This is a genomic window from Psychromonas saccharinae, assembly GCF_051201515.1.
Classification (GTDB): domain Bacteria; phylum Pseudomonadota; class Gammaproteobacteria; order Enterobacterales; family Psychromonadaceae; genus Psychromonas.
In genome coordinates, this window is record NZ_CP195153.1 from 3292924 (window position 1) to 3317883 (window position 24960).

Annotated in this window: 24 protein-coding genes and 1 pseudogene; 11 read left to right on the plus strand and 14 right to left on the minus strand. The window is 38.3% G+C overall.

Features of this window, described 5'->3' with window-relative positions:
• Positions 1–167 precede the first annotated feature (167 nt).
• Positions 168–791 carry a TRAP transporter small permease gene (locus ACR30L_RS14745; RefSeq protein WP_435235005.1) on the plus strand — a complete coding sequence of 208 codons (624 nt, stop codon included), beginning with the start codon at positions 168–170 and terminating at the stop codon, positions 789–791.
• A 2-nt stretch (positions 792–793) separates the two neighbouring features.
• Positions 794–2167, plus strand: a complete 1374-nt coding sequence (locus ACR30L_RS14750; protein WP_435235006.1) for a TRAP transporter large permease — start codon at positions 794–796, stop codon at positions 2165–2167.
• 33 nt (positions 2168–2200) lie between these two features.
• Here ACR30L_RS14750 and ACR30L_RS14755 read toward each other — a convergent pair whose 3' ends face one another.
• The 8 genes from ACR30L_RS14755 to ACR30L_RS14790 all read right to left on the minus strand — a co-directional run bounded on the left by ACR30L_RS14755 (position 2201) and on the right by ACR30L_RS14790 (position 12031).
• Positions 2201–3532 carry a sigma-54-dependent transcriptional regulator gene (locus tag ACR30L_RS14755; protein ID WP_435235007.1) on the minus strand — a complete coding sequence of 444 codons (1332 nt, stop codon included), beginning with the start codon at positions 3530–3532 and terminating at the stop codon, positions 2201–2203.
• Entirely contained in the window at positions 3529–5331 is a 1803-nt protein-coding gene (locus ACR30L_RS14760) for a sensor histidine kinase (RefSeq protein WP_435235008.1), read from the minus strand. The genes ACR30L_RS14755 and ACR30L_RS14760 overlap by 4 nt, the downstream gene beginning before the upstream one ends.
• A gap of 103 nt (positions 5332–5434) precedes the next feature.
• The gene (locus tag ACR30L_RS14765; protein WP_435235009.1) at positions 5435–6409 is read right to left on the minus strand and encodes an FHA domain-containing protein; all 975 of its coding nucleotides are present in this window, start codon (positions 6407–6409) and stop codon (positions 5435–5437) included.
• Positions 6397–7707, minus strand: a complete 1311-nt coding sequence (locus tag ACR30L_RS14770; RefSeq protein ID WP_435235010.1) for a S1C family serine protease — start codon at positions 7705–7707, stop codon at positions 6397–6399. Before ACR30L_RS14770 ends, ACR30L_RS14765 begins: the two co-directional genes overlap by 13 nt.
• Positions 7708–7905: 198 nt before the next feature.
• Positions 7906–8862 (minus strand): prolyl aminopeptidase, encoded by a 957-nt coding sequence (pip, locus tag ACR30L_RS14775; RefSeq protein ID WP_435235011.1) that lies wholly within the window; start codon positions 8860–8862, stop codon positions 7906–7908.
• A gap of 996 nt (positions 8863–9858) precedes the next feature.
• Positions 9859–10578: a DUF2971 domain-containing protein gene (locus ACR30L_RS14780; RefSeq protein ID WP_435235012.1), complete on the minus strand. Its 720-nt coding sequence runs from the start codon at positions 10576–10578 to the stop codon at positions 9859–9861.
• A gap of 121 nt (positions 10579–10699) precedes the next feature.
• Positions 10700–11317, minus strand: a complete 618-nt coding sequence (locus ACR30L_RS14785; protein ID WP_435235013.1) for a hypothetical protein — start codon at positions 11315–11317, stop codon at positions 10700–10702.
• 237 nt (positions 11318–11554) lie between these two features.
• Positions 11555–12031 carry a GNAT family N-acetyltransferase gene (locus ACR30L_RS14790; RefSeq protein ID WP_435235014.1) on the minus strand — a complete coding sequence of 159 codons (477 nt, stop codon included), beginning with the start codon at positions 12029–12031 and terminating at the stop codon, positions 11555–11557.
• Positions 12032–12333: 302 nt separating this feature from the next.
• Between ACR30L_RS14790 and ACR30L_RS14795 the strand changes: the two genes are divergently transcribed.
• From ACR30L_RS14795 to sbmA, 8 genes and pseudogenes are all read left to right on the plus strand, one after another.
• Positions 12334–12951, plus strand: a complete 618-nt coding sequence (locus ACR30L_RS14795) for a thermostable hemolysin (RefSeq protein ID WP_435235015.1) — start codon at positions 12334–12336, stop codon at positions 12949–12951.
• Positions 12948–13937 (plus strand): annotated as a pseudogene (locus tag ACR30L_RS14800) (AMP-binding protein); the annotation flags it as partial. The gene ACR30L_RS14795 and the pseudogene ACR30L_RS14800, both read left to right, overlap by 4 nt.
• Before the next feature lie 510 nt (positions 13938–14447).
• On the plus strand, positions 14448–15173 hold the full coding sequence (locus ACR30L_RS14805; RefSeq protein ID WP_435237918.1) for a TenA family transcriptional regulator: 726 nt from the start codon (positions 14448–14450) through the stop codon (positions 15171–15173).
• Positions 15163–15996: an SDR family oxidoreductase gene (locus ACR30L_RS14810; RefSeq protein ID WP_435235016.1), complete on the plus strand. Its 834-nt coding sequence runs from the start codon at positions 15163–15165 to the stop codon at positions 15994–15996. Before ACR30L_RS14805 ends, ACR30L_RS14810 begins: the two co-directional genes overlap by 11 nt.
• A complete protein-coding gene (locus tag ACR30L_RS14815; protein ID WP_435235017.1) occupies positions 15996–16637 on the plus strand; it encodes a tetratricopeptide repeat protein in 642 nt (213 codons plus the stop codon). The genes ACR30L_RS14810 and ACR30L_RS14815 overlap by 1 nt, the downstream gene beginning before the upstream one ends.
• Before the next feature lie 3 nt (positions 16638–16640).
• Positions 16641–17297 (plus strand): response regulator, encoded by a 657-nt coding sequence (locus ACR30L_RS14820; RefSeq protein ID WP_435235018.1) that lies wholly within the window; start codon positions 16641–16643, stop codon positions 17295–17297.
• Positions 17287–18723 (plus strand): sensor histidine kinase, encoded by a 1437-nt coding sequence (locus tag ACR30L_RS14825; protein ID WP_435235019.1) that lies wholly within the window; start codon positions 17287–17289, stop codon positions 18721–18723. The genes ACR30L_RS14820 and ACR30L_RS14825 overlap by 11 nt, the downstream gene beginning before the upstream one ends.
• A gap of 377 nt (positions 18724–19100) precedes the next feature.
• Positions 19101–20336, plus strand: coding sequence for a peptide antibiotic transporter SbmA (sbmA, locus tag ACR30L_RS14830; protein WP_435235020.1), 1236 nt, complete (start codon positions 19101–19103; stop codon positions 20334–20336).
• Positions 20337–20410: 74 nt separating this feature from the next.
• Here sbmA and ACR30L_RS14835 read toward each other — a convergent pair whose 3' ends face one another.
• The 6 genes from ACR30L_RS14835 to ACR30L_RS14860 form a co-directional block, all read right to left on the minus strand.
• Complete coding sequence (locus ACR30L_RS14835; protein WP_435235021.1) at positions 20411–20881, minus strand: HAD family hydrolase; 471 nt, start codon at positions 20879–20881, stop codon at positions 20411–20413.
• Positions 20881–21288, minus strand: a complete 408-nt coding sequence (locus tag ACR30L_RS14840) for a GFA family protein (protein ID WP_435235022.1) — start codon at positions 21286–21288, stop codon at positions 20881–20883. Before ACR30L_RS14840 ends, ACR30L_RS14835 begins: the two co-directional genes overlap by 1 nt.
• Positions 21289–21595: 307 nt before the next feature.
• Positions 21596–22447 (minus strand): PhzF family phenazine biosynthesis protein, encoded by an 852-nt coding sequence (locus ACR30L_RS14845; protein ID WP_435235023.1) that lies wholly within the window; start codon positions 22445–22447, stop codon positions 21596–21598.
• A 9-nt stretch (positions 22448–22456) separates the two neighbouring features.
• Positions 22457–22858: an NUDIX hydrolase gene (locus ACR30L_RS14850; protein ID WP_435235024.1), complete on the minus strand. Its 402-nt coding sequence runs from the start codon at positions 22856–22858 to the stop codon at positions 22457–22459.
• 62 nt (positions 22859–22920) lie between these two features.
• Positions 22921–23472: a hypothetical protein gene (locus ACR30L_RS14855; protein WP_435235025.1), complete on the minus strand. Its 552-nt coding sequence runs from the start codon at positions 23470–23472 to the stop codon at positions 22921–22923.
• A gap of 28 nt (positions 23473–23500) precedes the next feature.
• On the minus strand, positions 23501–24136 hold the full coding sequence (locus ACR30L_RS14860) for an HAD family hydrolase (protein ID WP_435235026.1): 636 nt from the start codon (positions 24134–24136) through the stop codon (positions 23501–23503).
• A 185-nt stretch (positions 24137–24321) separates the two neighbouring features.
• Between ACR30L_RS14860 and ACR30L_RS14865 the strand changes: the two genes are divergently transcribed.
• Positions 24322–24945 carry a DsbA family protein gene (locus ACR30L_RS14865; protein WP_435235027.1) on the plus strand — a complete coding sequence of 208 codons (624 nt, stop codon included), beginning with the start codon at positions 24322–24324 and terminating at the stop codon, positions 24943–24945.
• The last annotated feature ends 15 nt before the right edge of the window (positions 24946–24960 follow it).

Consider the following 24960-nt stretch of genomic DNA (forward strand, 5'->3'; position numbering starts at 1 on the left):
CTTTTATCCCCGTTATCTTTTACGATATATCTGTCGATGATAGATAACGGGTCGCTTAAATCATTACGTTAAATAGCATTTTATATTCCATTACTCAGCCATGATAAATACCCAAATTGACTGTTCAAGGGACCAATACATCACGATTTCAACTGTGGAGAAAACCGATGAAAAGTGGATTTTTTACCCGACTCGGTGAAATAACCGATTACATTGAAGAAACCCTTATTGCCCTATTCCTAGGTTTAATGACGCTATTAACATTTGCTAATGTGGTCTTTCGCTATGTTCTAAATAGCAATATTTTATGGGCCCTCGAAATGACCGTTTTTCTATTTGCCTGGATGGTGCTCGTTGGTGCTTCCTTTGGCGTAAAAAAACACTTTCATATTGGGGTAGATGTGGTGATTAACTTAGCGCCACAGGGACTCAAAAAAACATTCGCATTAATCGCAGTCAGTTGTTGCTTGTTCTTTTCCATCAGTCTGTTTATTGGGTCGTGGAATTATTGGCTTCCCTTTATAACCGACCGAGCTTGGTATGAAACGGAAGATATTCCCATGCCAGATATGCTTCAGTTTCTTGCAGATTGGTTTAATGAAGGAGAACAATATGAACGTTTGCCGCGCTTTATTCCCTACTTTGCACTGCCCTTAGGCATGGGCATTATGACCTTTCGATTTCTCCAACTCGCTTGGCAAATTGCGACTAATAAAATAGATCGCATTATTGCTAGTCATGAAGCAGAAGAAGATTTAGACGAACTTCATAAATCCGAGCAAGGAGAATAATCATGGCAATATTATTTCTATTTTTAATGGTGATCACGTTTATGGTTATCGGTGTGCCAATTGCCGTTTCACTTGGCCTTTCAAGCATACTCTTTCTACTGCTCCATTCAGATGCTTCTTTAGCCTCCATTGCTCAGACATTATTTAACGCCTTTGCTGGCCATTACACATTACTCGCGATCCCCTTTTTTATCTTGGCGTCGAGCTTTATGGCAACTGGTGGTGTCGCTAAACGCATTATACGCTTCGCGATTGCCATTGTTGGGTCATTACGAGGTGGACTTGCCATGGCCTCGGTTGTCGCTTGCATGATGTTCGCCGCATTATCAGGCTCATCACCTGCAACCGTGGTGGCCATTGGTGGAATTGTTATCGCAGGCATGGTTAAAAATGGTTACAGTAAGGATTTTGCAGCGGGTGTTATTTGTAATGCAGGTACCCTCGGTATTTTAATTCCACCGTCTATTGTCATGGTTGTTTATGCCGCCGCAACCGATGTCTCTGTCGGACGTATGTTTTTAGGTGGCGTTTTACCAGGACTGTTAGCGGGACTTATGTTAATGGTTGCCATTTATGTTTATGCACGGGTTAAAAACATTCCTGCTCAGCCCTTTGTGGGGTGGCAAGAAGTCTTTGATTCTGCCAAAGATGCAGTATGGGGATTATTATTAATCGTCATTATTTTAGGCGGTATTTATGGCGGTGTATTTACGCCAACTGAAGCGGCAGCCGTTGCAGCCGTTTATGCTTTCTTTATTTCAAACTTTATCTACAAAGACATGGGGCCTTTAGCCGATAAAGAACCTGAAGAAAAAAAAGCAAAACCCTATTGGCGTAAAGCGTCACATGCACTGTGCCATGAAGATACACGCAAAACCTTATATGAAGCGGGTAAATTAACGATTATGCTTATGTTTATTATCGCTAATGCGTTAATTTTAAAACATGTATTAACCGATGAACGTATTCCGCAAATGATAACCGAAACTATGTTATCTGCAGGGTTAGGTCCCATTACCTTCTTAATCGTGGTCAACCTGTTATTGCTGATCGGTGGGCAATTTATGGAGCCATCGGGATTACTTATTATTGTCGCCCCTTTAGTTTTCCCCATCGCCACCACACTCGGCATCGATCCTATTCACTTGGGGATTATGATGGTGGTTAATATGGAAATAGGCATGATCACGCCCCCCGTTGGATTAAACTTATTTGTCACAGCGGGTGTCGCGCAAATGTCGATGATGAAAGTTGTAAAAGCTTCCCTTCCCTTAGTTGGTGTGATGTTCCTATTTTTAATTATAGTGACTTACATTCCATGGGTCTCAACCTGGTTACCCACCCTGATGATGGGGCCTGAAACCATCACCAAATAACCGCTCAACCATGAGACATCCAGAAAAGAAAAACTATTCCCCTTTATAGTTTTTCTTTTCTAAACCATGTTTCTGCATTTTATCGTATAGGGTTTTGCGCGCTAAATTCAAGGTACGCATCGAATCCTTAATACTGCCTCCATTCACTTCAAGCGCTTGTTCAATTAAGGTTTTTTCAAAGGCTTCAACCTGCGCCGATAAACTTAAACTCAATTCACAGGGATCATTGTCATTATTCAATCCAGTTAATGAGCCCAATAAAATAAATCGTTCGGCCGCATTACGCAGCTCTCTCACATTACCCGGCCAATTATGTGCAAGTAACGCTTGTAAATCATTAGCGGGTAATGCAGGAGCAGCTTTGCCGTAACGTGCAGCAGCAACCAATAAAAAGTGATGAAACAGAATTGGAATATCTTGCTTACGCTGCTCCAGACTGGGTAAATTAATGGTGACAACATTTAATCGGTAATACAGATCTTGTCTGAAATCGGGTGAACGGGTCAAATCCACTTTCGTCGCGGCAATCACACGAATATCCAATTCAATCGGCGTATTAGACCCAACCCTTTCTAAGCTGCGTTCCTGTAATATTCTTAATAAACGGATCTGTGCTTGCAGTGGCATGGACTCGATTTCATCTAAAAATAATGTGCCGCCCTGTGCATATTCAAATTTACCAATACGTCGGCTATCAGCACCTGTAAAAGCACCTTTTTCATGGCCAAATAACTCACTTTCGATCAAATTTTCGGGAACCGCGCCACAATTAACCGCAACAAAATTATTAACCCGACGCTGACTTTGTTCATGTAATGAACGTGCAACAAGCTCCTTACCCGTCCCCGTTTTACCAAACAATAAAATATCCGCCTGTGTATCGGCAACCTGTGCAACCATTTTACGCAATTCGACCATACTCGGTGTATTACCAATAATGCGCGGTCCCAATGTTTCTTTACTTTTTAGCGCTTGTTTCAGACGTCTATTTTCAATGGTCAAATGACGTTTTTCAATGGCTTTACGGGTTGTTTCAATTAACCTATCCGATGAAAATGGTTTTTCAATAAAATCATAGGCGCCATCTTGAATCGCCTGTACGGCCATCGAAATATCGCCATGCCCAGTAATTAAAATAACCGGCAAACTCGGGTCTTTCTTAACCAATGTGGTCAATAATTGCTGACCTGAAATGCCCGGCAAACGAATATCAGTAATCACCACGGCAGGTAGCGTTGTTTGCATCGCAACTAAGGCGGATTCCGCATCGGCAAAAAACTGCGCATTAATATCAGCTAATTCAAAGGTTTGCTCATTGGCAACGCGAAGATCATATTCATCGTCAATAAAAAAAACTGGATTCATAATGACTCCTGATTATTTAACAAGGGAAGAGAGAGATAAAACGTGGCGCCCATTTGGTTCTTACTTTCCGCCCAAATATTACCATGCATGCTTTCAATGATCTGTTGTGAGATTGATAATCCAAGACCTAATCCGGTTTTTTTAGTGGTAAAAAAAGGTTCGAATAATTGCCCAAGAACTTCTTCTTTAATGCCAGATCCCGTATCACTGACCGCAACAACAGCTTGCTGATTTGATATCGACAAAGTAACCGTAATATTTTTAGTCTCACTTTTTTGCATTGCTTGAATAGAATTGGAAAGGAGATTAACTAAGATTTGCTCTAATTGAATCGCTTCTGCTTTAACAAAAATACTGTTCGCAGGAATATCCATATCTAAAATGACCTGACTGCTTTTTAACTGTGGTTTTACTAATTCAAATGCCGCTAATAACACCGGCTGCAAGGCAATCACCGTCATAATACCATCGGACTTGCGGGCAAATGCTTTAAGTTGCGCGCTAATTCTCGACATACGGTCGGTCAAATGTGTTATCCGTTCTAGATTACTACTGACCTTATCGAGTTTTTCGCGGGATAGAAACACTAACGCATTATCGGCATAACTACGGATCGCAGCTAAGGGATTATTTAACTCGTGACTAATACTGGCTGATAATTGGCCTAATAATGCTAATTTAGCCGTTTGAATTAACTCTTTTTGAGCATCTTTTAGGGCAAGTTCCGCTTTATGCCTTTCATTAATTTCAGCATGCAATGCCGAAGTACGTTGCATAACTTGAAACTCAAGTTGTTGATTCGATTTTACCTGTAAACGTTCTTTTTCAATACTTCGACTTTTTCGTTGGCCAATCAATATTAAGATCAAATACAGCAATATAAATAACAATGACAACAAGGTAAGCAACACTAAAATATTATAGGTAATGCTGTTTGTCGGGACGAACACGCGAATATTCCACCCAGCCTTATGATGTTTTTTACTTAACGCTAAATAATGCGTTGAGGACTGATTAGGTTCAGTAATATTAATCGACGAAGGGCTTTGATTAAAATCGCCCTCAAAGGGCAACGTTTGAATCTCTTTACCTAAATAACGACGTTCTACATTAAGTGCCGTTGTCTCCAACTCGGACAGTGGCGCTAAACTTTGAAATAACCACTCCGATTGGGTTGAAATAAACACAACGCCATTAGGGTCGGTCACTAAAAAGTGTTGCGACTTTTCACTCCAATCTTTTTCAATCGATGATAGATCCATCTTCACCACCACCACGCCAATCACTTCGGCAGCATGAATAACCGGATAAGAAGTATAATAACCACGTTTACCCGAGGTTAATCCGAGTGCAAAATAATCTCCCTGCCGCCCGCGTATTGCCTGTTGAAAATATGGTCTGAATGAAAAATTCTTACCGATAAAGGATCGATCAAGTAACCAATTACTGGCTGCAATTGTCGTACCTTGGGTATCGAGTAAATAGGTATCGGAAGCACCAATAATTTGATTAGTCGCATAAAGGTGATGATTAATAATATCTCGCAGAGCAGTATTTTTCGGGTCCTTCAACGCATCGACCATCACACTTTGTCGACTTAATAACCGAGGAATATAAGTAAAGCGTTCAAGCTGGCTTTCAAGGTGGCTGGCAAATAAGTCTAGCTGTTGCTGACTGGACGTAGCGAGTCGTTGATAACTAAATTGCCATAACCAACTCGCCGCTAAAAGGCTAATAACACAATATAGACTAAAAAGAATGATCGCTAATCGACGTCCCTTTAACATACTCAGTAGCATAGCGAACTCCTTATCTATCGGTTTCAATACAATAGAGTATGCGGCGTTCGCTTGGAATAAATCATTGGCTGAAATTTGATGTCAGAGACGATAAATATCACCATCATTCTGTTTTTTTAGCGAGCCCATCGACTTCCTGCATCACGTCCTGAATCTCCGCCAAGTACTGATCCATACTTTCCGATTGCCCTAAATACATAAAATGCGGCTTAACTGTTTCTGAATAGTCAGCGATTGCGATAAATTCATCTTCTATATAAACCTGATAACTGACGACCGCACCAATAATTAACCCAGTTATAGAAACCGCAACTAAATTAGTACGTCGAATATTAGTGGCAAATAATAAATTAAATTTCAACATTAAAGACATAGCCAAAAATGCTAATGCATAATTAAAAACAGTACTCACGGTTTCATTTGAAAAATTAAATTCCATAACCGAAGCCCAGGGACTCAGAATCGAAAGCATAAACAGTATAAAAATAGCAGCAATAAATTGCTGACCAAAATGGCTGTTCCGACGAACTATTCGTCCGACTATTCCCCATAACCCGAGCCACATTCCCACTAACATTGCACTGCCCAGATTCAATATAATGTAACGATCAACACTGCCATCGCTGGTGAGGAGATAGTACTTAGTAAAATCAAACGCTAAAAACAAACACATCAAAATAATAGGAAAAATAAAACCGCTCGAACGTTGATTAAGACTTCGATTTAACAACTTACGTGTTTTTTCTACCTGATGATTTTCGGCATAAACCGATAACGTTGTCCGACCAATAGTAATTTTATCGCCAGAATGTATTTGGACTGAATCAATATGTTGTTGATCATTCGCCTCGAGTACTTTGCCATTTAAAATAACATCATTGGTTTGATTTAAAACATCCATCCACCAGCTATTATCTTCTGTTTGAAAAATGCGAAGTTGTTTAGGGCCAATATAATCGTCTTGAATCACTAAAGTATTATCAAATCCGCGACCAATAAACACTTCTTTATCATTACTGCGCAAAAGCTCAGCCACATTTCCCTGGGTTACGCCATACTGAATAATTATTTGTTCCATGAAATAGACTCCATAAAGCGCTTAAAGAGTAGATTAGTATTTTCTTTACTAATTGCAGACGCCCCTATTTTTGCAACTAATGCGCTTTGCTCACCATCGATAGATGCCATCACAAGTTGGCTATCATATAAATCCGGATAATCTTTATAAGCACGAAAACACGTTGAAATTTTCCAGCCATGCTCCGCTAAAGCAATCACATTATCGGCACATTGAAATGGAGTAATATCTTTTTCTTGGTAGGTATAGTTAAGCGTGTCATGGCTAAATCGCGCCTCAATTTCCGCGTAGAATTGGAATGGATTCAATTCATCACTCGTCACCCATTCAAAGTTATAATAAAACTGGCCGAGGTTAACGCCCGATGCGATATAAATTTCATCTTCCGTGGCACAAGACTGCTGAATACTTTGGTATTTAAGTTTATCCGAATCTTCTTTTTTATTTTTACTTTGTCCCCAACATTTCAAGGAACTGGTAATTTTACTGGGCACCTTCACATTACCCAATTTTTTAGTCTTAAATGCAGGGTTAAGCAATTTTCCATAAAAGGCCTGTTGATCATCAAACAATGACTGATGAATTAATTGCTGATAATGCGCTTCTGCCGGTATTGTTGAATCCGTTGTCAAATCGGCTGATGTTGCGGCTAAACCATCGACTAATTTCTGTAAATAAGTAACGGGTACAAGGTAACTAATATCGCTGCCCTGGGTCGACACATTAATACCAATCACATGCCCCTCTTCATTCATCGCCGGCCCACCACTCATGCCCGGATTTAATGCACCAGAAAATAATATTTTTTGATATCGAGATGCCTGTAATAACCCATTGTAATTCCCTTCAACAATACTCATTCCCAAATCAAGCGGGTTTCCCATCGAATAAATTCGCTCTCCTTTATTGAGTCTTTGATCCGATAATAAAAGAAACTCACTGGTCGGATTATCAATTTTTAATAGGGCTAAATCATGGATAACATCAAAGGTTAGTAATGCAGCGGGTTGAACCACTTCCTTATTTTCGATCGTTGTAACACTTTCCGTTCGCATAAATTCTAAACGGTACTTTTCCGGCTCATGAATATAAGGCGATACCACATGGAAATTAGTCGCAACATAACCATTTTGTGATATTTGGAAACCAGACCCTATCGTAAATTTATCGCCCGAAGCAATATCAATAACACGAATTTGGAAGACATTTTGTTTAAGTTCTGAGAATAAAGACGTAGCAGAAGCCCAGCTTAAAGATGGCGTACTAATGAGTACGAATAATAATAAAAATAATCGCATAAAATATAGAAATCCCTTCCCAATAAAATAAAGTGTAAATGATACCTTTATTCAGCTAATCGCCCAACATTACTTTTTATCAACATAATGAAGAATAAGATGTAACGAATTGAATTTATTGATATGTAGCGACACTAAACACAGTAACCGTCCATACCTCCAGCTGTAGAACAAGTCGGCTAAAGCCGACGCCCCAAGTTACCCCTCTGACTTTAACATCAGCATCGCTTTGGTTGCTTCAATCAAATGATGCTTAGTATTCGTTTCAATCGAAGCATGCCCTGACGCTTCGCTGGTAATTAACGTCGAATGAGGCAGTTTTTGATGTAATTGCCACGCATTATCGAAGGGACAAACGATATCAAAACGCCCATGGACAATCGTAGTTGGAATATCTTTTATCTTATCGGTATTTGCTAATATTTGGTTCTCTGACAAGAAACATCGATTAATCATAAAATGCGATTCATGACGCGCCAAGGTCCACGCAGACTCATCGGCGGTTGCTGCATCAACAAAGGATTGATTAGGAATCAGCGTACAGCATCGGATTTCCCACGTGCTCCATGCCTTAGCCACTTTTAATGCGAGTGCTTTATCGTCACCGGTCATAATATCGTAAGCGGTTTTAACACCGGGTTTCGCGCCCTCGGGCAGTACATCGAGGTATTCCTGCCAAAAATCAGGGAAGATACGAACCGCACCACCGCCCGAAAAAGCCCAATCAGTATCCTGTTCGCGTCCAAGAAAAATACCACGCAATACTAAACTTCGTACTTTATCTGGATGTGCTTGCGCATAGACAAGAGCTAATGTAGATCCCCACGAACCACCAAAAACATGCCAACGATCAATACCCAAGTTTTCTCTAATTTTTTCAATATCAGCAACAAGAAAATCCGTTTCATTATTTTCTAAGCATCCATGGGGAAGTGAACGCCCACAACCACGTTGGTCAAATAGAATAATGCGGTATTTTTCAGGATCGAAAAACCGTCTATCGTTAGTTGAACAACCGCCACCAGGTCCACCATGAAGAAAGACGACGGCTTGCCCCTCAGGATTACCACACTCTTCCACATAAAGTTGATGTTGTGCATCGACATTGAGCAAAAAGTCATTATAGGGTGCTATTTCAGGATAAAACTCGTTCATTTTATTCTCTCGTTTAAATGGTTTAATTAATAGATAAATAGATTTGTGATTTGATGGCCAAGATTCAAAAGCCTTGCAATGGGTAAATAAGGACAGGTTATTACGCCGTCTTTTTCTGTCTAAAATCGAGCGCTTAGCTGTGTCACTTTTACCTATAAAGTAAAATGATAATCAAACTGAAGCTTGTCCTCTTCCCTCTTTTGATATAAGCAATTAATAATCTCTTTCGGAACTTTTTCTATAGTGCCTTTGACTCTGTGTACTATGTATATTTCCTCTTTTGTTTTCTCAGAAACTAACTTTACAGTCAGACTATTTTCTTTAATCGCCTAACCACCGGTAAGTGTTCCACTACCAGATCAGTTGTATCGCTTATCTTGATATGGGAAAGTCTAAAAGGGATAGTAATTTTCCTGATTCGAAGAAACTAATCTATCATAAGAAATTGATATGCAGACTAGTTATTACAACGCACTCAGCTTGGATAAAAACACACTATAAAATTTCTATATGTTCGAAAAAGGCACGCATTTATAAAAAATTATTCTACAACCTCAATGCCAAGCGTTAAAGTAGCAATTTTGGTGTTGTTAGCACTATCACAACGTCACATAACCTCTAACTTTAATATGTTATTATTTTGCTCATTTAACTGTACATCGTATACTCAACTTCATGAGTATCTATCTCTGTATTTAAGTAAACATGAATTATTTTCGTTGAATTCCAAAAAAGAAACAGTAACCATAAAATAATAAAAAACTTTTCCATAACGGCACCTATTTTGTCTGTTTCAAATATCAACCCAATTACTTCTATCTCAAAAAGCTTTTATCATTCAATCGGACAAATATTGACTCTTTTTATTTAAAAATTTAATTCTTAACTACCTGATTAAAGGATAAATATTTTAATACTGAGGCTTTTATTAATATATTAAAAATTAGGATAAATTCAAGAAGTAACACCCTGCCATTTTTAGTCCTTTTTGAATTCTTATAAGCACTTTTCTATGTAAATATTGAAACTATTTTCTCTTACATTGGCGTTATAAACTTCAATTTCACTATTCACTGCCTTAGCAGTTTCTATAAATAACTCACGAAGTGATTTAGATTCGATTTTAGAACCAATAATTATTTTTTTTAAAGACTCTCGGTTATAGGTAATTAATCCTGATTTTTTTAGTAAAAACCTGTATTCGCTTTCATAATTAAAACAATTTGGTTTATTAAAGATAAAGTCATTAATAACTCTTTCTGTATTCCTATCTATTAACTTAAAACCTGGAATTTCTCTTTCGATACCAATATGCTCACCAAGTAATTGATCAGGTGCTAATAGCTTAGGGTGCCCATACTCAACTTTTTTATGAATACAACACTCATGGTACTCAAAACTTTTTTTCAACATTTCATCATCAAAAACCAGACAAATACCTGATAATTCAGCCCCATAATGAGTCCACATTAAAAGATTAGATTCTAACTTCTCCTTGTCAGTTTCCCCATCAGTTCCCATACATAAAAGAGAGTATTTGCGTAACTCTTTAATATCAGGAATAATTTCAGAATCAATGTTTTCTTCACTCGACAAAAAACCAAACATGTTCTCTGTTGGATCGTTAAATTTCTCCAGTTCTGAAAAGTACAGAGAATTTTTTTTCAAAGCAATCAGAGAATTCATATTTGCAATTTGAAATTTATATAATGCCACTGAACACACCTACCCTTATAACGCAGAACTAAATAGACTAAAAAAGCTGTTGGCTATAATTATATAAGAAATAATCAATAACCAATTGTTACGAATCTTGCTTGATTGCCTTGTAACAGTTTTATTCGACGATTACTTTATTTTGCAAGTGCAAATTTAAAGAGGTTAATACATCAGGTAAAAGCTCATTGAGAATTGCTTCAGCAACATCAATTGCAAACTGACAATCTTGTGATGAACTAAGAGAACCTTTATGAGAAATCATATTTCTGCGTTTTTGCACCTCACCACGCTCATCCCAAAGCGATAATTTTGTACCAGATCTTTTATATGTAACTATATCAACATGTGAAATCTCTTTTAGTAAAGTAACCAATAAAGTTTTAAAACGATCAATTCCTGTTTGTTTAACAACCGCATTTGAAATTGATTCAGCAACAGCCTCACTATGGACAAATCCAAAAACAATAGGTTTAAGTAAACCAATTTTAAGTGCAATTTCTATAGAAATTGCAGCCATTATCAAGCCCGATGTTGGGGAAAGTGAAGATACCTTTTGAGCTTCTTCTAATGCGCGAAATGAATCAACCAACAGATTTGAGTTTTCAACATAATAAGAACTAAGCCTTTCGGCAGTAAATTCATCAATAGCACGCTCTTGAAATTCAGATAGACACAACTCTTGATAGTATTCGCTCATTACTTCATCTTGCTGATATTCCCATAAATCCATACTCATCGTAAATCTCAATCCTGAATTAATTGTCTAACGACTAACGAGGCTATAAAACTTTCTCATTTCCAGCCTACTTATTTAAATAAATAACCACAATAATTCACAACTAATTGAGATTCAATATATAATTCTGTTTTCGATAATTACTTGATTAAATTCAGTTACATATGGGTTTTTAGAGCTAATATTAGAGGTTATTATTGATGTGAGGCTGTAAGTTACACATCACCGGTTACCCTATTAAGTAACTGAACTGAACACCTGTTTTGGGCCCTTCGGCTGAGAATTTGACCACTCTTCAAGAAAATCATTTCCCGTAAAGTCAGAGATAGTCTTACGCCAAAAATCTTGAGATGGTGTATTTGACTCAATTTCTGCTACTTGCCACTTACCATTATGTAAATTGAAAATATCGTGTGCAAACTGGGTCGCAATGCCTTTTCGACGAAATGACCGTAAAATGAAAAATTCACAAATAGCATATGAGTCTGTCGTTAATTGCCGGACTAAAGCAAACCCAACGGGAGTATCATTTATTATACACAAATACGGGTATCGATCTTGATCACTCCAATACAGACTAAAATATCTACCGAGATCAAATAAACCATTTTGATCAACACTATCACCTGTATAGATTGATAAATCATACAGATATAATTGCATTAGATTTTCAAAAACGTTCTGATATGACAAATCAGCTTTTAATATTTTCATAAATTTCCCCATGTAATCTAAGAACTCATGCAGAGACGATAAAATAGCAGGTTAAAATTAACAAAAAATGAACAAAACCAGCCATTTTTAGTTATTTTGGTATTACTTCAAGACACTTTATCAAACACCAATGTGAATACCCTCAATCAATTTCGTATTAGCGGTTTTTACTCGCATGAGAACTCTCTTTGTTCTGTCTCCCCCTAAAAAGTAAATCGTTTTTTCTTTTATTAAGCGCCTCTTAAGCTCGTCTTAAGTATTCACCTCTAGAGTTATCAAATATGCTGATAGAGGATAATAAAATGAAATTAACACAGCCCATAACATTAAAAGTTGTCCATCGTGCTCACCCTTTACGGAACAGAGTCGAAGAATATGTCGCATCTCGTTACAAACTTGCCTTTGAAGCCGATATTAAAGAGTTCATGCCAACTTTTTTATGTATTTTCACGGAACAAGATGAATTACTTTCCGTTTGTGGTTACCGGATCGCAAGTGAGGAGTCACTTTTTTTAGAACAATATCTGCCGCTAAAAGCAGAAAAAATAATGCAACAGCAATTTTCACAGCCGATACAACGCACTAATTTAATTGAGTTTGGTCAGCTAGCAAGTTTCTCTAAAGGCATTTCTCCTTTGCACTTTCTGTTAATCGCTAGGCACCTTATCGAACAAGGATTTGAATGGTGTATTTTTACCGCAACGGATCCCCTCTACGCAATGATGGTGCACCTAGGGTTAGCACCAACGGTGCTTTCTAACGCAAAGCAGGCTCAAATATCGAAGACACAAACAACGTGGGGAACTTATTACCATACCTCGCCACGCGTGTCTGCCGGCAATTTAAAACTCGGTTTAGCACAATTAGAAAGACGTTATGAAAGAATCAATAAAATTCAAGCACGAGTAAAAACATCATGAATACATTATTAAAAAATATTGAACAGTTTGCACTTCACACTCCCAATATAGTTGCATTACGAGGCGCTTCTGCGCGTAGTAATGAGGTAATACAATTAACTTATTCTCAACTATGGAAAGAGATTAACCAAACCCACCAGCAATTATTAGTTGAACAATGCCAATGCATCGCATTACGTGCTGAAAATAGTATTGATTGGGCGATAGTCGATTTAGCCTGCTTATTAGCTGATATAGCGTTGATCCCTATTCCCATGTTTTTTAGTGAACAACAAATTAACCATGTTTTAAGCATTGCAAATATCGACATGCTAATTGGTGATTGGCAAGGTTTCACCACAGAAACGGCAAAAAGTATAACCCATTTACCAAGTTATAAACTTGAAAAGAAAACCACCGGTTTTACACTATTTCCTAATACAGCAAAGATAACCTTTACCTCTGGTTCAACGGGCTCTCCTAAAGGTGTTTGCCTTAGTGCCGAGCACCTGCAAAAAGTAACTCAATCACTAATCAGTACTTTTAATGATGATAAGCCTCAACAACATTTAGTTTTATTGCCTTTGTCCACTTTACTTGAAAATATGACCGGTATTTATGTGCCATTACAAATGGGCCTTTGTAGTGTTATTTATTCTGGCGAAACCGTTGGATTACAGGGTTCAAGCCAATTTAATCCACTCAGTTTCTGCGACGTATTACAAAAAGAACAGCCGCATAGCTTGGTATTAACCCCAGCTTTACTACAAATGTTAATGCAAATAGGAACACAACAACCAACATTAATTCAGTCTCTTAAATTTGTGGCAGTAGGCGGTGCACATGTCCCCACTAAAATAATGCAACAAGCTATCGCGCTTGGCATCCCTGCCTATGAAGGTTATGGATTATCTGAGTGTGGCTCGGTTGTCAGTTTAAATACGCCCTTAAACAGCAAAATAGGCAGTTGTGGACAACCACTCACGCACTGCAATATCAAGATCACGGATGAGGGTGAAATTGAAGTCGAAAATGCATCGATGCTCGGCTATTTAGGACAAGAGTCTAATAACAACATCGTTAAAACCGGTGATATTGGCTTTCTTGATAACGACGGATATTTACATATTACAGGCAGAAAAAGCAATTTACTGATCAGTAGTTATGGACGAAATATTTCACCTGAATGGATAGAATCAGAGGCACAAAGCTACCCTGAGTTACGACAAATCGTGATCATGGGGGAAGCACAAAAAAACGTAACGGCAGTGCTACCGACTCAAGATTCTGCAGAAGAATCAATTCTTTCGGCTATTTATGCACTTAATCAAACATTACCCGATTATGCACAAATTCATAATTTATTAATCACCAAGCCCTTTAGCGAATACATTCAACTACTTACTGCGAATGGACGCCCTATTCGTCAGCGTTTTAACTCATTATTTACCCTCATTATTCAGCAATCTGTCCCACAAACTAATGATATTAAACTCATTTCAATTAAGGTACCCACGATGGAAAACAACACTGAGCATACCACTGACTTTTTCACTCAATTACAAAAAGCAACGACAAAAGAACAACAAACCATGTATCAACTGCCTATTTTTGCAGCTTGCCAACAAGGTAAAGTGTCATTAGAAACCTACTATGCATTTTTAACGCAGGCTTACCATCACGTTAAACATACGGTACCTCTTTTAATGGCCTGTGGTTCGCGTTTAAACGATGACTACGAATGGTTACGCTCTGCTTTAGCACAATATATTGAAGAAGAAAATGGGCATCAAGAATGGATTTTAAATGACATTGCAGCCAGTGGTTTCGATGCCGAAGCAGTTCGAAATAATCAGGCCACAGGAAAAGTGGGAATGGGGATCGAACTCATGGTCGCGTATCTTTATCACCAAATAGATCGTAAAAATCCACTCGCTTTTTTAGGGATGGTTTGGGTGTTAGAAGGAACAAGTGTGAATGTCGGCGGAAAAATAGCCGAGTTGGTTCAACATACTCTAGATTTACCTGATTCAGCCATGAGTTACCTCACGTCGCATAGTACTTTAGATCAAGAACATATCAAACTGTTTGCATCACTGGTTAATAAAATCACCAATGAAGCAGATAAACAAGCCATTATTGATGGGGCAAATATGGTCTTTAAATTATACGGTCAAATGTTAAGCGCACTGCCAATACCTAACCAAAACACTAATCAAGATGAGACACACTATGCAGCTTAACAATAAACGCGTGTTATTAACCGGTGCAACGGGTGGTATTGGTCAAGCACTCAGCCTTCGCTTAGCAGAAGCTGGCTGCCATCTTATTTTAGTTGGCCGCCATCAAGAAATGTTAACGCAACTAATTCAACAATTGCCGAGCACGGGTGACTATTTATCCATTCAAGCCGATATAGGTAAACCAGAAGGTATTATGACCCTTCATGAAGCCTGTCTGCAATTCAAAGAAGAAGGCATTGATATCGATGTCGTGATTAATAATGCAGGATGTAATCGTTTTGATTACCTTAAACAACGTGACACGGGTTCTATTGAACAAGAGATCGCCGTTAACCTCACGGCACCTATTTTAATTAGTAAACACGCGCTAACCTGGTTAACCCCAACGGGCATTATTGTCAATATGGGCTCGACCTTTTCAGCGATTGGTTATCCTGGTTATGCGACTTACTGTGCAACAAAATCGGGATTACATCGTTTTACAGAAGCAATGCAACGCGAGTTACAGGGAACCGAACAACAATTATTATTTATAGCGCCAAGGGCAACCGATACCGCACTTAATGATCAACGTGTAACAGCGCTGAATAAAGTACTCGGTAATCACACGGATAGCCCGCAATTTGTTGCACAACAAGTAATAAAAACACTGCAATCGGAAAAGAAAATGCGCTGGTTAGGTTGGCCAGAGAAATTATTCGTTCGCATTAACCAGTTATTTCCAAGCTTAGTATCTCGATCTATCGCAAAACAAAACGTCGCCATACATGAAAGCCTAAGCACGGACTCAAACCAAAAACTGACTATTGAAAGGAAAGTATAATGACAACTAAAATCGCAACAAAAACAATCATAGCCTCAACCGTCGTATTATTTAGTGAGCTATTATTCGCTACAACCCCATCGGATACCCTGCTTGACATTCAACACCAATGGGCACAATGCTATTATGAGGTGAGTAACGAAGATAATAAAATCGATTGCCTAGAAAAGAATATAATGAGTAACCAAGAGGCACTTAATAACACACCAGACAATAATGAATTAAAAGTGTGGTTAGCGATTAATAACAGTACATTAGCCGGTGCAAAAGGCGGATTAGGGGCATTATCATTAGTCAAAAAATCTAAAAAATTGCTTGAACAAGTGATCGCAACGGATCCCACCATATTAGACGGTTCTGCCTATACGAGTTTAGGTTCGCTATACTACCAAGTACCCGGCTGGCCAATTGGTTTTGGTAATGATGATAAAGCGGAAAAAATGCTAAAACAAGCAATCACCATTAGCCCAAATGGTATCGACTCCAATTACTTTTATGCGGATTTTCTACTGCAAGACGGCCAGAAAGATGAAGCCATTAAGTACTTTAAGCAAGCACAACTTGCCACGCCTCGCCCTAACCGTCCTATCGCGGATAAAGGCAGACAACAGGAAATTACAAACAAACTTAAGGATCTCTAACCAATGCGCCTTTTATTAGTTGAAGACGATCAATTGCTTGGTCAGTCCATCGCGACCTCGCTTACTCGTCAAGGATATACCGTTGATTGGCTCCAGCTAGGGGCAAGCGTAGAAACAACCTTAAACACAGAAAATGTAATGGCAGTTATTCTTGATTTAACCCTGCCCGATTGCGATGGTTTAGACATATTATATAAAATCCGCAAAGCCGGTCATACACTGCCGGTGTTAATTTTAACGGCACGCGATGACATTGATGATAGAGTGAAGGGACTCGATGGGGGAGCTGATGATTACCTAACCAAACCCTTTGCACTAGAAGAATTACTTGCGCGTTTACGTGTACTGGTAAGGCGTATGTCTGGTAATACTGAATCCGATATTGAAATCAGAGGGTTAACCGTCTGCCTTGCAAACACACAGGTTAGTTATCTCGGTAAAGAAGTTAAGTTAACCAATATCGAATTTAAATTACTTGCTACCTTTATTAGCAAAGCAGGACGCGTATTAAGTAAAGATTACTTGCAACAAGCATTACACGGTTGGGATGACCTCGCCAGTGACAATGCCATTGAAGTACATATTCATAATTTACGAAAAAAAATAGACAGCAAAATCATTAAAAATATTAGAGGCGTTGGTTATCTCATTGAAAAATAAAACGGCAAAACAAATTTCAATTAAAAAACGATTAATAATAAGTATTGTCAGTATCACGACATTACTCATCTTGCTTTCATGGATTTTTATTTTTAATCAAACCAAGCATGAAATCAAAGAAGTATACGATGCTCGCCTAAGCCAATCGGCTAAAATTTTAGCATTAACCATGCCTAATATCATGAAAACCTCTATTCACAAACAAGCTGCACTCTATGAATATTGGTTCGATACTATGCAAAAAATGACCACCAATGACAGCACGGAAACAAAGCTTGGGCATCCATACGAAAAAAACTTTATTTTTCAGTTTTATGAAGAGAATCAACTCGTCTTTAAATCACCCAATGCGCCTAAAAAAGCACTTTCCAAGATTAATACAGCAGGATTTGGCGTCTTTGAAGTCGATAATGAACAATGGCGCTACTTTCAACTTAAAATCCCCAACGATGCCCAAGAAAATATTTATATATTAGTCGCCGAAAAACAAGCAATACGTGATGAAGTGATCACCGAAATAGCACTTTCAACCAGTCTGCCACAGCTATTATTAATTCCCGCTTTGTTTTTTATTACTCTGTTTCTCGTCAATAAATTTTTAAGCCCAATAACAGAATTACAAAAGGCCGTTGCTTTACGTAATATCAACCACCTAGAACCACTTGTCATTTCTCACCCAACCATTGAGTTACACCCGTTAATCATGCAATTAAACTATTTGTTAGAACAGTTGAATAAAGCATGGGAACGTGAAAAACGCTTTACCAGAACCGCTGCGCATGAACTAAAAACCCCATTAGCCATATTAAGATTAAATGCCGAAAATGCGTTAAAGACAGATAACTTGACTGAACAACGTAGCGACCTAAATAATATCATTACCAGCATCAATAGAACCGACAGACTGATCCAGCAATTACTAATGCACTCACGCATCGAAGGACAACACAACATAGAAAGCAGCACTATTAATATTACTAGTGTATTGCGAGATGTTATTGCAGAACTCGTCCCACTTGCACTGCAACAACACCAACAAATTTCATTACACCCCATTGAGCACTGTCAAATTAAAGGTAATGCCACCCTGTTAGCGATTCTATTTACTAATTTGATTGATAATGCGATACGTTATTCCGGAGAAGCAAGTAATATTACAATAGAAATGCAAACCAGGAATACTTCAGAAAGTAATGAACTACAGATACTTATCATCGATGATGGTGAAAAAATTCAAGATAATATACGCGACCGGATATTTGAAAAATTCTTCCGTGCCAATAGCGGAAAAGGAGATGGAGCAGGACTCGGCATGTCGATTGCCAATGATATTGTCAAACATCACCATGGCAAACTTCAATTACAAGAATATAATAAACAGAATAAAAACGTATTTATTATTTCTCTCCCTTACGATGCCTTATAAAATTTATAAGTGATGACGAAAGGACAAGGTAAGCCCAATTTCAGCAATATGGATAATATTTTCAACTGCTAGAACTTATTTTAATCGCTTTACCTGGCCAGATTCCAAATTTGCTTTTGTAATCAGAATCGATTTCGTTCAGAGCAAAGGTTCAGCGATGACCTAGGCAACAAACAAAAATGCTAACGATATCATTATTGGCAAAATGCCCCCCTCAAACGCCTTATTTTTCAAAAAATTATCTCATTGTTTTTATTGGAATTACTCCCTATATACCAATGTCCTTGAAAATTCCTTATTTTATTATATAAAAAGTAAGGATGAAGTTGTCTATCAATGTACAATCAATCGAAAAACACTAAAGGGCTTACTTATTTATGTTTAAATCGTTCTTTCCTCATCCTAAAATTTTTTTCATATCGGTATTGGTTTTTGCCGGATTGGCTTGCGCTATTTGGTACGGATATAATGAACAAATGGCGGCGTTACTTGGCCTTAATATTTCAAATGAAGAACCCGTCATTGGTTTAAAGCATTTTGCCACCGATTCATTTCTATTATTTTACGGTTATTACTTTATCTGTACGGCATTGTTTGCGTTTGTCTGGTTTAAGGTATCGCCACATAAATGGCAATGGTGGTCGATTGTTGGCTCTTCGACTATTTTGTTTTCCACTTACTTTTCAGTCCAAGTGTCCGTGGCTATCAATAATTGGCGTCGTCCCTTCTTCGATTTAATTCAGTCTTTATTAAAACCTATTGGCACTGACGCTCCGACAGAACCGGTTAATGCACAGGCTGCAAGTACGGCCACAACACAACTGTTTGATCTGTTAATTATATTTGGCGAAATCGCGTTTTTAGCAATTTTTATCTTCGTCGCAACTCGTTTCCTCGTTAGCCATTATATCTTCCGTTGGCGTACGGCAATGAATGATTATTATACGGAAAATTGGCTTAAATTAAGGCATGTTGAGGGTGCTTCCCAACGTATTCAAGAAGATACAATGCGCTTTGCTTCTATTATGGAAAGCCTTGGGGTAGCGTTAATTGATGCCATTATGACGCTATTTGCTTTCTTGCCTGTACTCTGGAGTTTGTCTGAGTATGTATCTGAGTTGCCTATCGTGGGTAAAATTGCACACCCACTCTTCTATGCTGCGTTGTTCTGGTCAATCTTTGGCACCGGTTTACTGGCCTTAATTGGGATAAAATTACCAGGATTAGAATTTAATAACCAAAAGGTTGAAGCGGCATTTCGTAAAGAATTAGTATATGGGGAAGATCATATTGAACGCGCCACACCGATTGAGCTAAAGGAATTATTTGCTAATGTACGCAAGAATTACTTCCGCTTATACTTCCATTACATGTACTTTAATGTAGCACGCATGCTGTATTTACAAGCGGATAACATCTTTGTGTTTATTCTCTTGGTTCCAACGATAGTGGTCGGTGCGATTACCTTTGGTATTCTGCAGCAAATCCTAACTGCCTTTGGTCAAGTCAGTAATTCGTTCCAATATTTAGTGAACTCTTGGACTACCATTGTTGAGCTTTTATCCGTACGAAAACGACTCACGGCCTTTGAATCGACATTAGAAGATAACTAATAGTTAATATGAGCAGTGTTCTAAGGTTGACTTAACACTGCTCAACTCGATTTATCTAACACACCACACTTACCCTAGTTACATAATTCAGTTAAACATTTAATAATACGGACTTTATCTGACACGATAGAATGGGGATTAGCAGTAAACCAGATAGGATTAATACCGACTAACAAGGCAGGCTGAATATCTTTTTCAAAATTATCACCGACCATCGAGATGGCAGAGACTGGCACTTTTAATGTATCAATAATAGCAGGAAGAAATTCAGCTTCCCCCTTGCTAGCACCAACATTGGCTTTACAAAAGTAGCCTGTAATATACTGACTTAAACCAACTCGTTCGAAAGCTAACTTAATCTCCGACGCCATTGAATCGGCGGCGCCAGTGGCAATGTATATTTTTGCCTTTTTAGACAAGTGTTGTAATGTTTCCTGCGCACCAGAAACCGCTTCGACCTTTTCCCATGTGTACATTTTACCTTGCACATCAGGAAAATCGATCATCAAGGTATCACCCCAGTCAAACAAATAAATTTCCTTCATCACTTCTCTCTACCCTCAATAAATTTAGGCAAGCTATCATCCAACTCACACCAATTCGCTTTATAGCCGGTATAGATCTGAGCATCAATGCGAACTGGAATATTGTCATCGAATGTGGCAATCGCTAATTCAATCCCTAATAATTCCACGCCCTTCGCTCTAAACCCTAAACTTGATCCGCACTCTCGACAAAAGGTTCTGACGGTGCCATTTGAGGCAGTAAAATCCTTTAGACAATTTTTACCTGAAAGCCATTTTAACCCAGTCACACCAACTAACGTACCAAAAGCGGCGCCATGAAATTTACGGCACATTGAACAATGGCAGTGAGCCGCTTGCTTATTAAATGCGACCACCGAAAATGAAACAGCCCCGCACAAACAACTTCCCTTGTATTCCTGGTTCATATTTATACCCTTGTAGACTGAATAAAATTTGAATGTAAAACCTAGGGTCTGCTTATCTTTCGTAGCCTAACCTGTAATGCCTAAAAATAACTCAATCAAGGCGCGAAAAGTGAGGTTTAGTCATTCTAAATAAGCTTTGAGCAACACAGAGTGAGTGATTTTTAGGCACTACCCGAAGGGCTGGGGCTCTTTTTTACTCTGATTGCGTTGTCAAATGTTAACTATAGATGGCTATTACTTAAATTTTCCGCCTTGCCAGAGTAAAAAATAGCCTCCAGCAGGAACGGCGACGAAAGATAAACAGACCCTAAACAAAATCGATATTCGCAACCTTAGCAACATCACCTGATATCCAAATATTAGTAATCACATTGTCTTTCGCTTCAACATAGGCCTCTATCTCACTGTCTCGGCCTAAAAACCGTCCCTGTGAAATAATAATCGGTTTATTTACCGATGCTAACTGATGCTTAGTCAAATAGGCCGCTGTTGGCCCCGCCGCACTGCCCGTCGCGATATCTTCCACAGCCCCTAAATTATCCCATGTTCTGCCTTCAAAATTGCCAATATCAATAATATAAACAAATTTGGCACCGAAATTAGCTAATAAATCTTCAAAATTAGGGAGTAAAATGCGCGCTTTTTCAATGCCGCTGATGATGGGCACAATTAAATAAGGTAATCCCGTTGAAATAACTTCCAATGGGTAATCGGCTAGGTTTTCCGAGGTTAAATTCAATGCGCGGAGCACTGCGTGTTTATCATTTTCACTGAGTATGCTAATAAATTCAGGTTTACCCTGCGCCATTGAAGCATAAAAATAATCGCCTGATTTTTTGGTTTTCACTTTCACTGATTTTTTATTTAAGACTATTTGCCATGTTCTTGGATTAACATCGCCCGATTCCTCATGTAAATGCCCCGCTAAACCAATAATGGGATGGCCCGCAAAATCTAGCTCTTCTTCTACGGTAAATATTTTTGCCCTAACGGAGGATTTACTCAATACTTCAGAAACAAAAATAGATTCAAACTGACGCATTTCTTGAGTTAAAGAAAGCATTTTGTTTTGACTTAACACATCATAATCATAAAAAATGGTCAATCCATTACCCGACATTTTTTGCTTAGTAAAGACATCAACAAGCTTACATTTCATGTTAATCCTCTATGTAATGACATTTTCTTTGTTTAGCCAATCTATCACTTGAATTGCTCCCGACGAGCACCGATGCTTATTATCGTATCCAATAAAAGCGATTTCTTCGATTTCCGCAGCGGGAGAAAGCTGACCGTCAAAATCAGCGTAATAACAAGTTAACTTCACCACAACGCCATTATGTTGGCCATCGGCCTGCGCTTTAAATACACCTGCAAACTTAATACTGTCCGGTGTTAAATCGACTGATATTTCCTCTTTTACTTCTCGGATCAAGGCTTGCTCATCGGATTCACCGACTTCGCGTTTACCACCCGGTATATAAAATAGCGTTTTATTTTTTGAGCGGGCAACTAATAATTTCCCGTCTTGAATATACAACCAAGCTAGCTTATCTATTTCTTTTTTCACAATCATTCCTATAATTTAGTGTTTATTTGGATTATCAATACCCATTGCCATCACGATATAAATCAGCTAAATGTTAGCCGAATAGCAGACCAAAATCCTTTTCCGCTTATGGTCTGATTGGCACCTAATTTCGTTAGCTCTTTAGCAATATATTTATTGAGCAGACAGTGTCCGAAAACAGCAACCTTTTTATGTTCGATGGCAAGTTTGTGTAATTGTATTGCCGCTTTTTTGGCCCTAATTTTGGCACTTTTGAAAGATTCAACGCGACCACTTATCCCCAACATCCATAAAATACGATGAATCACAAGCCAAGTGTAGGCTTTTAGGATAAAAGGAAAGTTATAACAAGGCAGTGGCATTTCATTTAATCGCGATAATATTAAATCTGGTTTTTTATTCAAACATATTTCCGCAGAATCAATCGCTCGAGGTAGTTGACTCGTGACAATAAAATATCCCTCTAGGGAACAATTTAATCCCTTTGGTGGTAAAGAACTAGGATCAATATCAGATTGATTATAACGTTCTACCCATTCAGCAAAACCCGATGCAGATAATCTTGGATTATTAGCAGCAGTCGGCTTCCCATGTCGAATTAATATTATTTCCACTTACGATATCCCTATCAATAAAACAAAGCTAAATAGAGACCTGCTCATAACTCTCAATTCGTTTCAGAGCACAACTCAAATCATTGTTGCCATTAAAAGCATGTTGAATAGCAATGACATCACAGCCACTTGCGTTCCCCGCTAACACTCCGGCGTTAGAATCTTCAAAAATAAGCGTATTTTCAGGTAAAGCATTCAGTCTTGCCAACGCTAAATGGTACGCGGCAGGATCCGGTTTATGCTTGGTAACATCTTCCTGAGTAATAACGACATCAAAGGCATCATCAAGTCCCGTTGCCTGTAGAATATTGTCGACCATCCAAGACGCAGCAGAGCTGACTACTCCGCAGGTTTTCCCGGCATCTTTCAACGCTTTTATATAGGGTTTAACTCCCGTTATTAGAGATATATTCTCTGCTAACAACAGCTCATAATGTCCTCGGAAATATCGATTAAACGCATCAAGTTCAGGAGAGATATTGCCATGTTTAAAAAAATATTGAGTCACAATAGTCCAACTTTCTCCCATAACGTCTTTATACAAATCAACATCAACTTCGACACCATAATCACGGCAAGCAAGAGAGAGTGCTTTGCCCTTTAAAGGCTCTGAATTAACTAACGTACCGTCCATATCGAACAAGTACACTTGATATTCTTTCATGAATTTCTCAATCTTATTTATAAATATGGGCAAGATAAAAACAGTTATTTATTTTCAAACTGGCTAACCTAGGACAAACTGCTTTAACATTACCTTATTAAGGATGAAATCGATATAAGGGATTGTTGCTAATCGTATTTTATTAATGCACAGTAGATAAGAATATAAAACCAATGGAGTCAACAATGGAAAAACCCGTCTTATATCATGTCTACGATCCGATGTGCAGTTGGTGTTGGGGCTACCGTGAAACCTGGTTAAAACTATCAGAGGCATTGGCGTCACAGGATATTGAAATACATTATCAGCTAGGTGGATTAGCACCAGATTCTGATGTGCCAATGGCCATGGAAATGCAACAGATGTTACAGGGCGTTTGGCGTAATATTCAAGCCAAGTTAGGCACTGAATTTAATTTTGATTTTTGGGCCAAATGCCAACCTCAACGTTCGACTTACCCAGCTTGTCGCGCATGTTTAATTGCCCGTAGTCAGGGAAAAGAGAAAGAAATGCTGTTTGCGATTCAACAAGGATATTACCTACAGGCCAAAAACCCCTCTTTAATCGATACATTAGGTACATTTGCTGAACAGATTGGTTTTGATAAAGCTTGGTTTGAACAACAGTTAGAAGATGATCTGGTTAACCAGCAATTGATGGAAGAACTGACTACAACCCGTCAATTACCAATTCAAGGTTTTCCTTCACTGGCTTTAGCCTTCAAAGGTGAAATCATCCCCATTGGCGTTGATTATGTCGACTGGGAAAATACATATAAACAAATTACTGAAATGATCAAATCAATTTAATTAAAAAAATAAAAA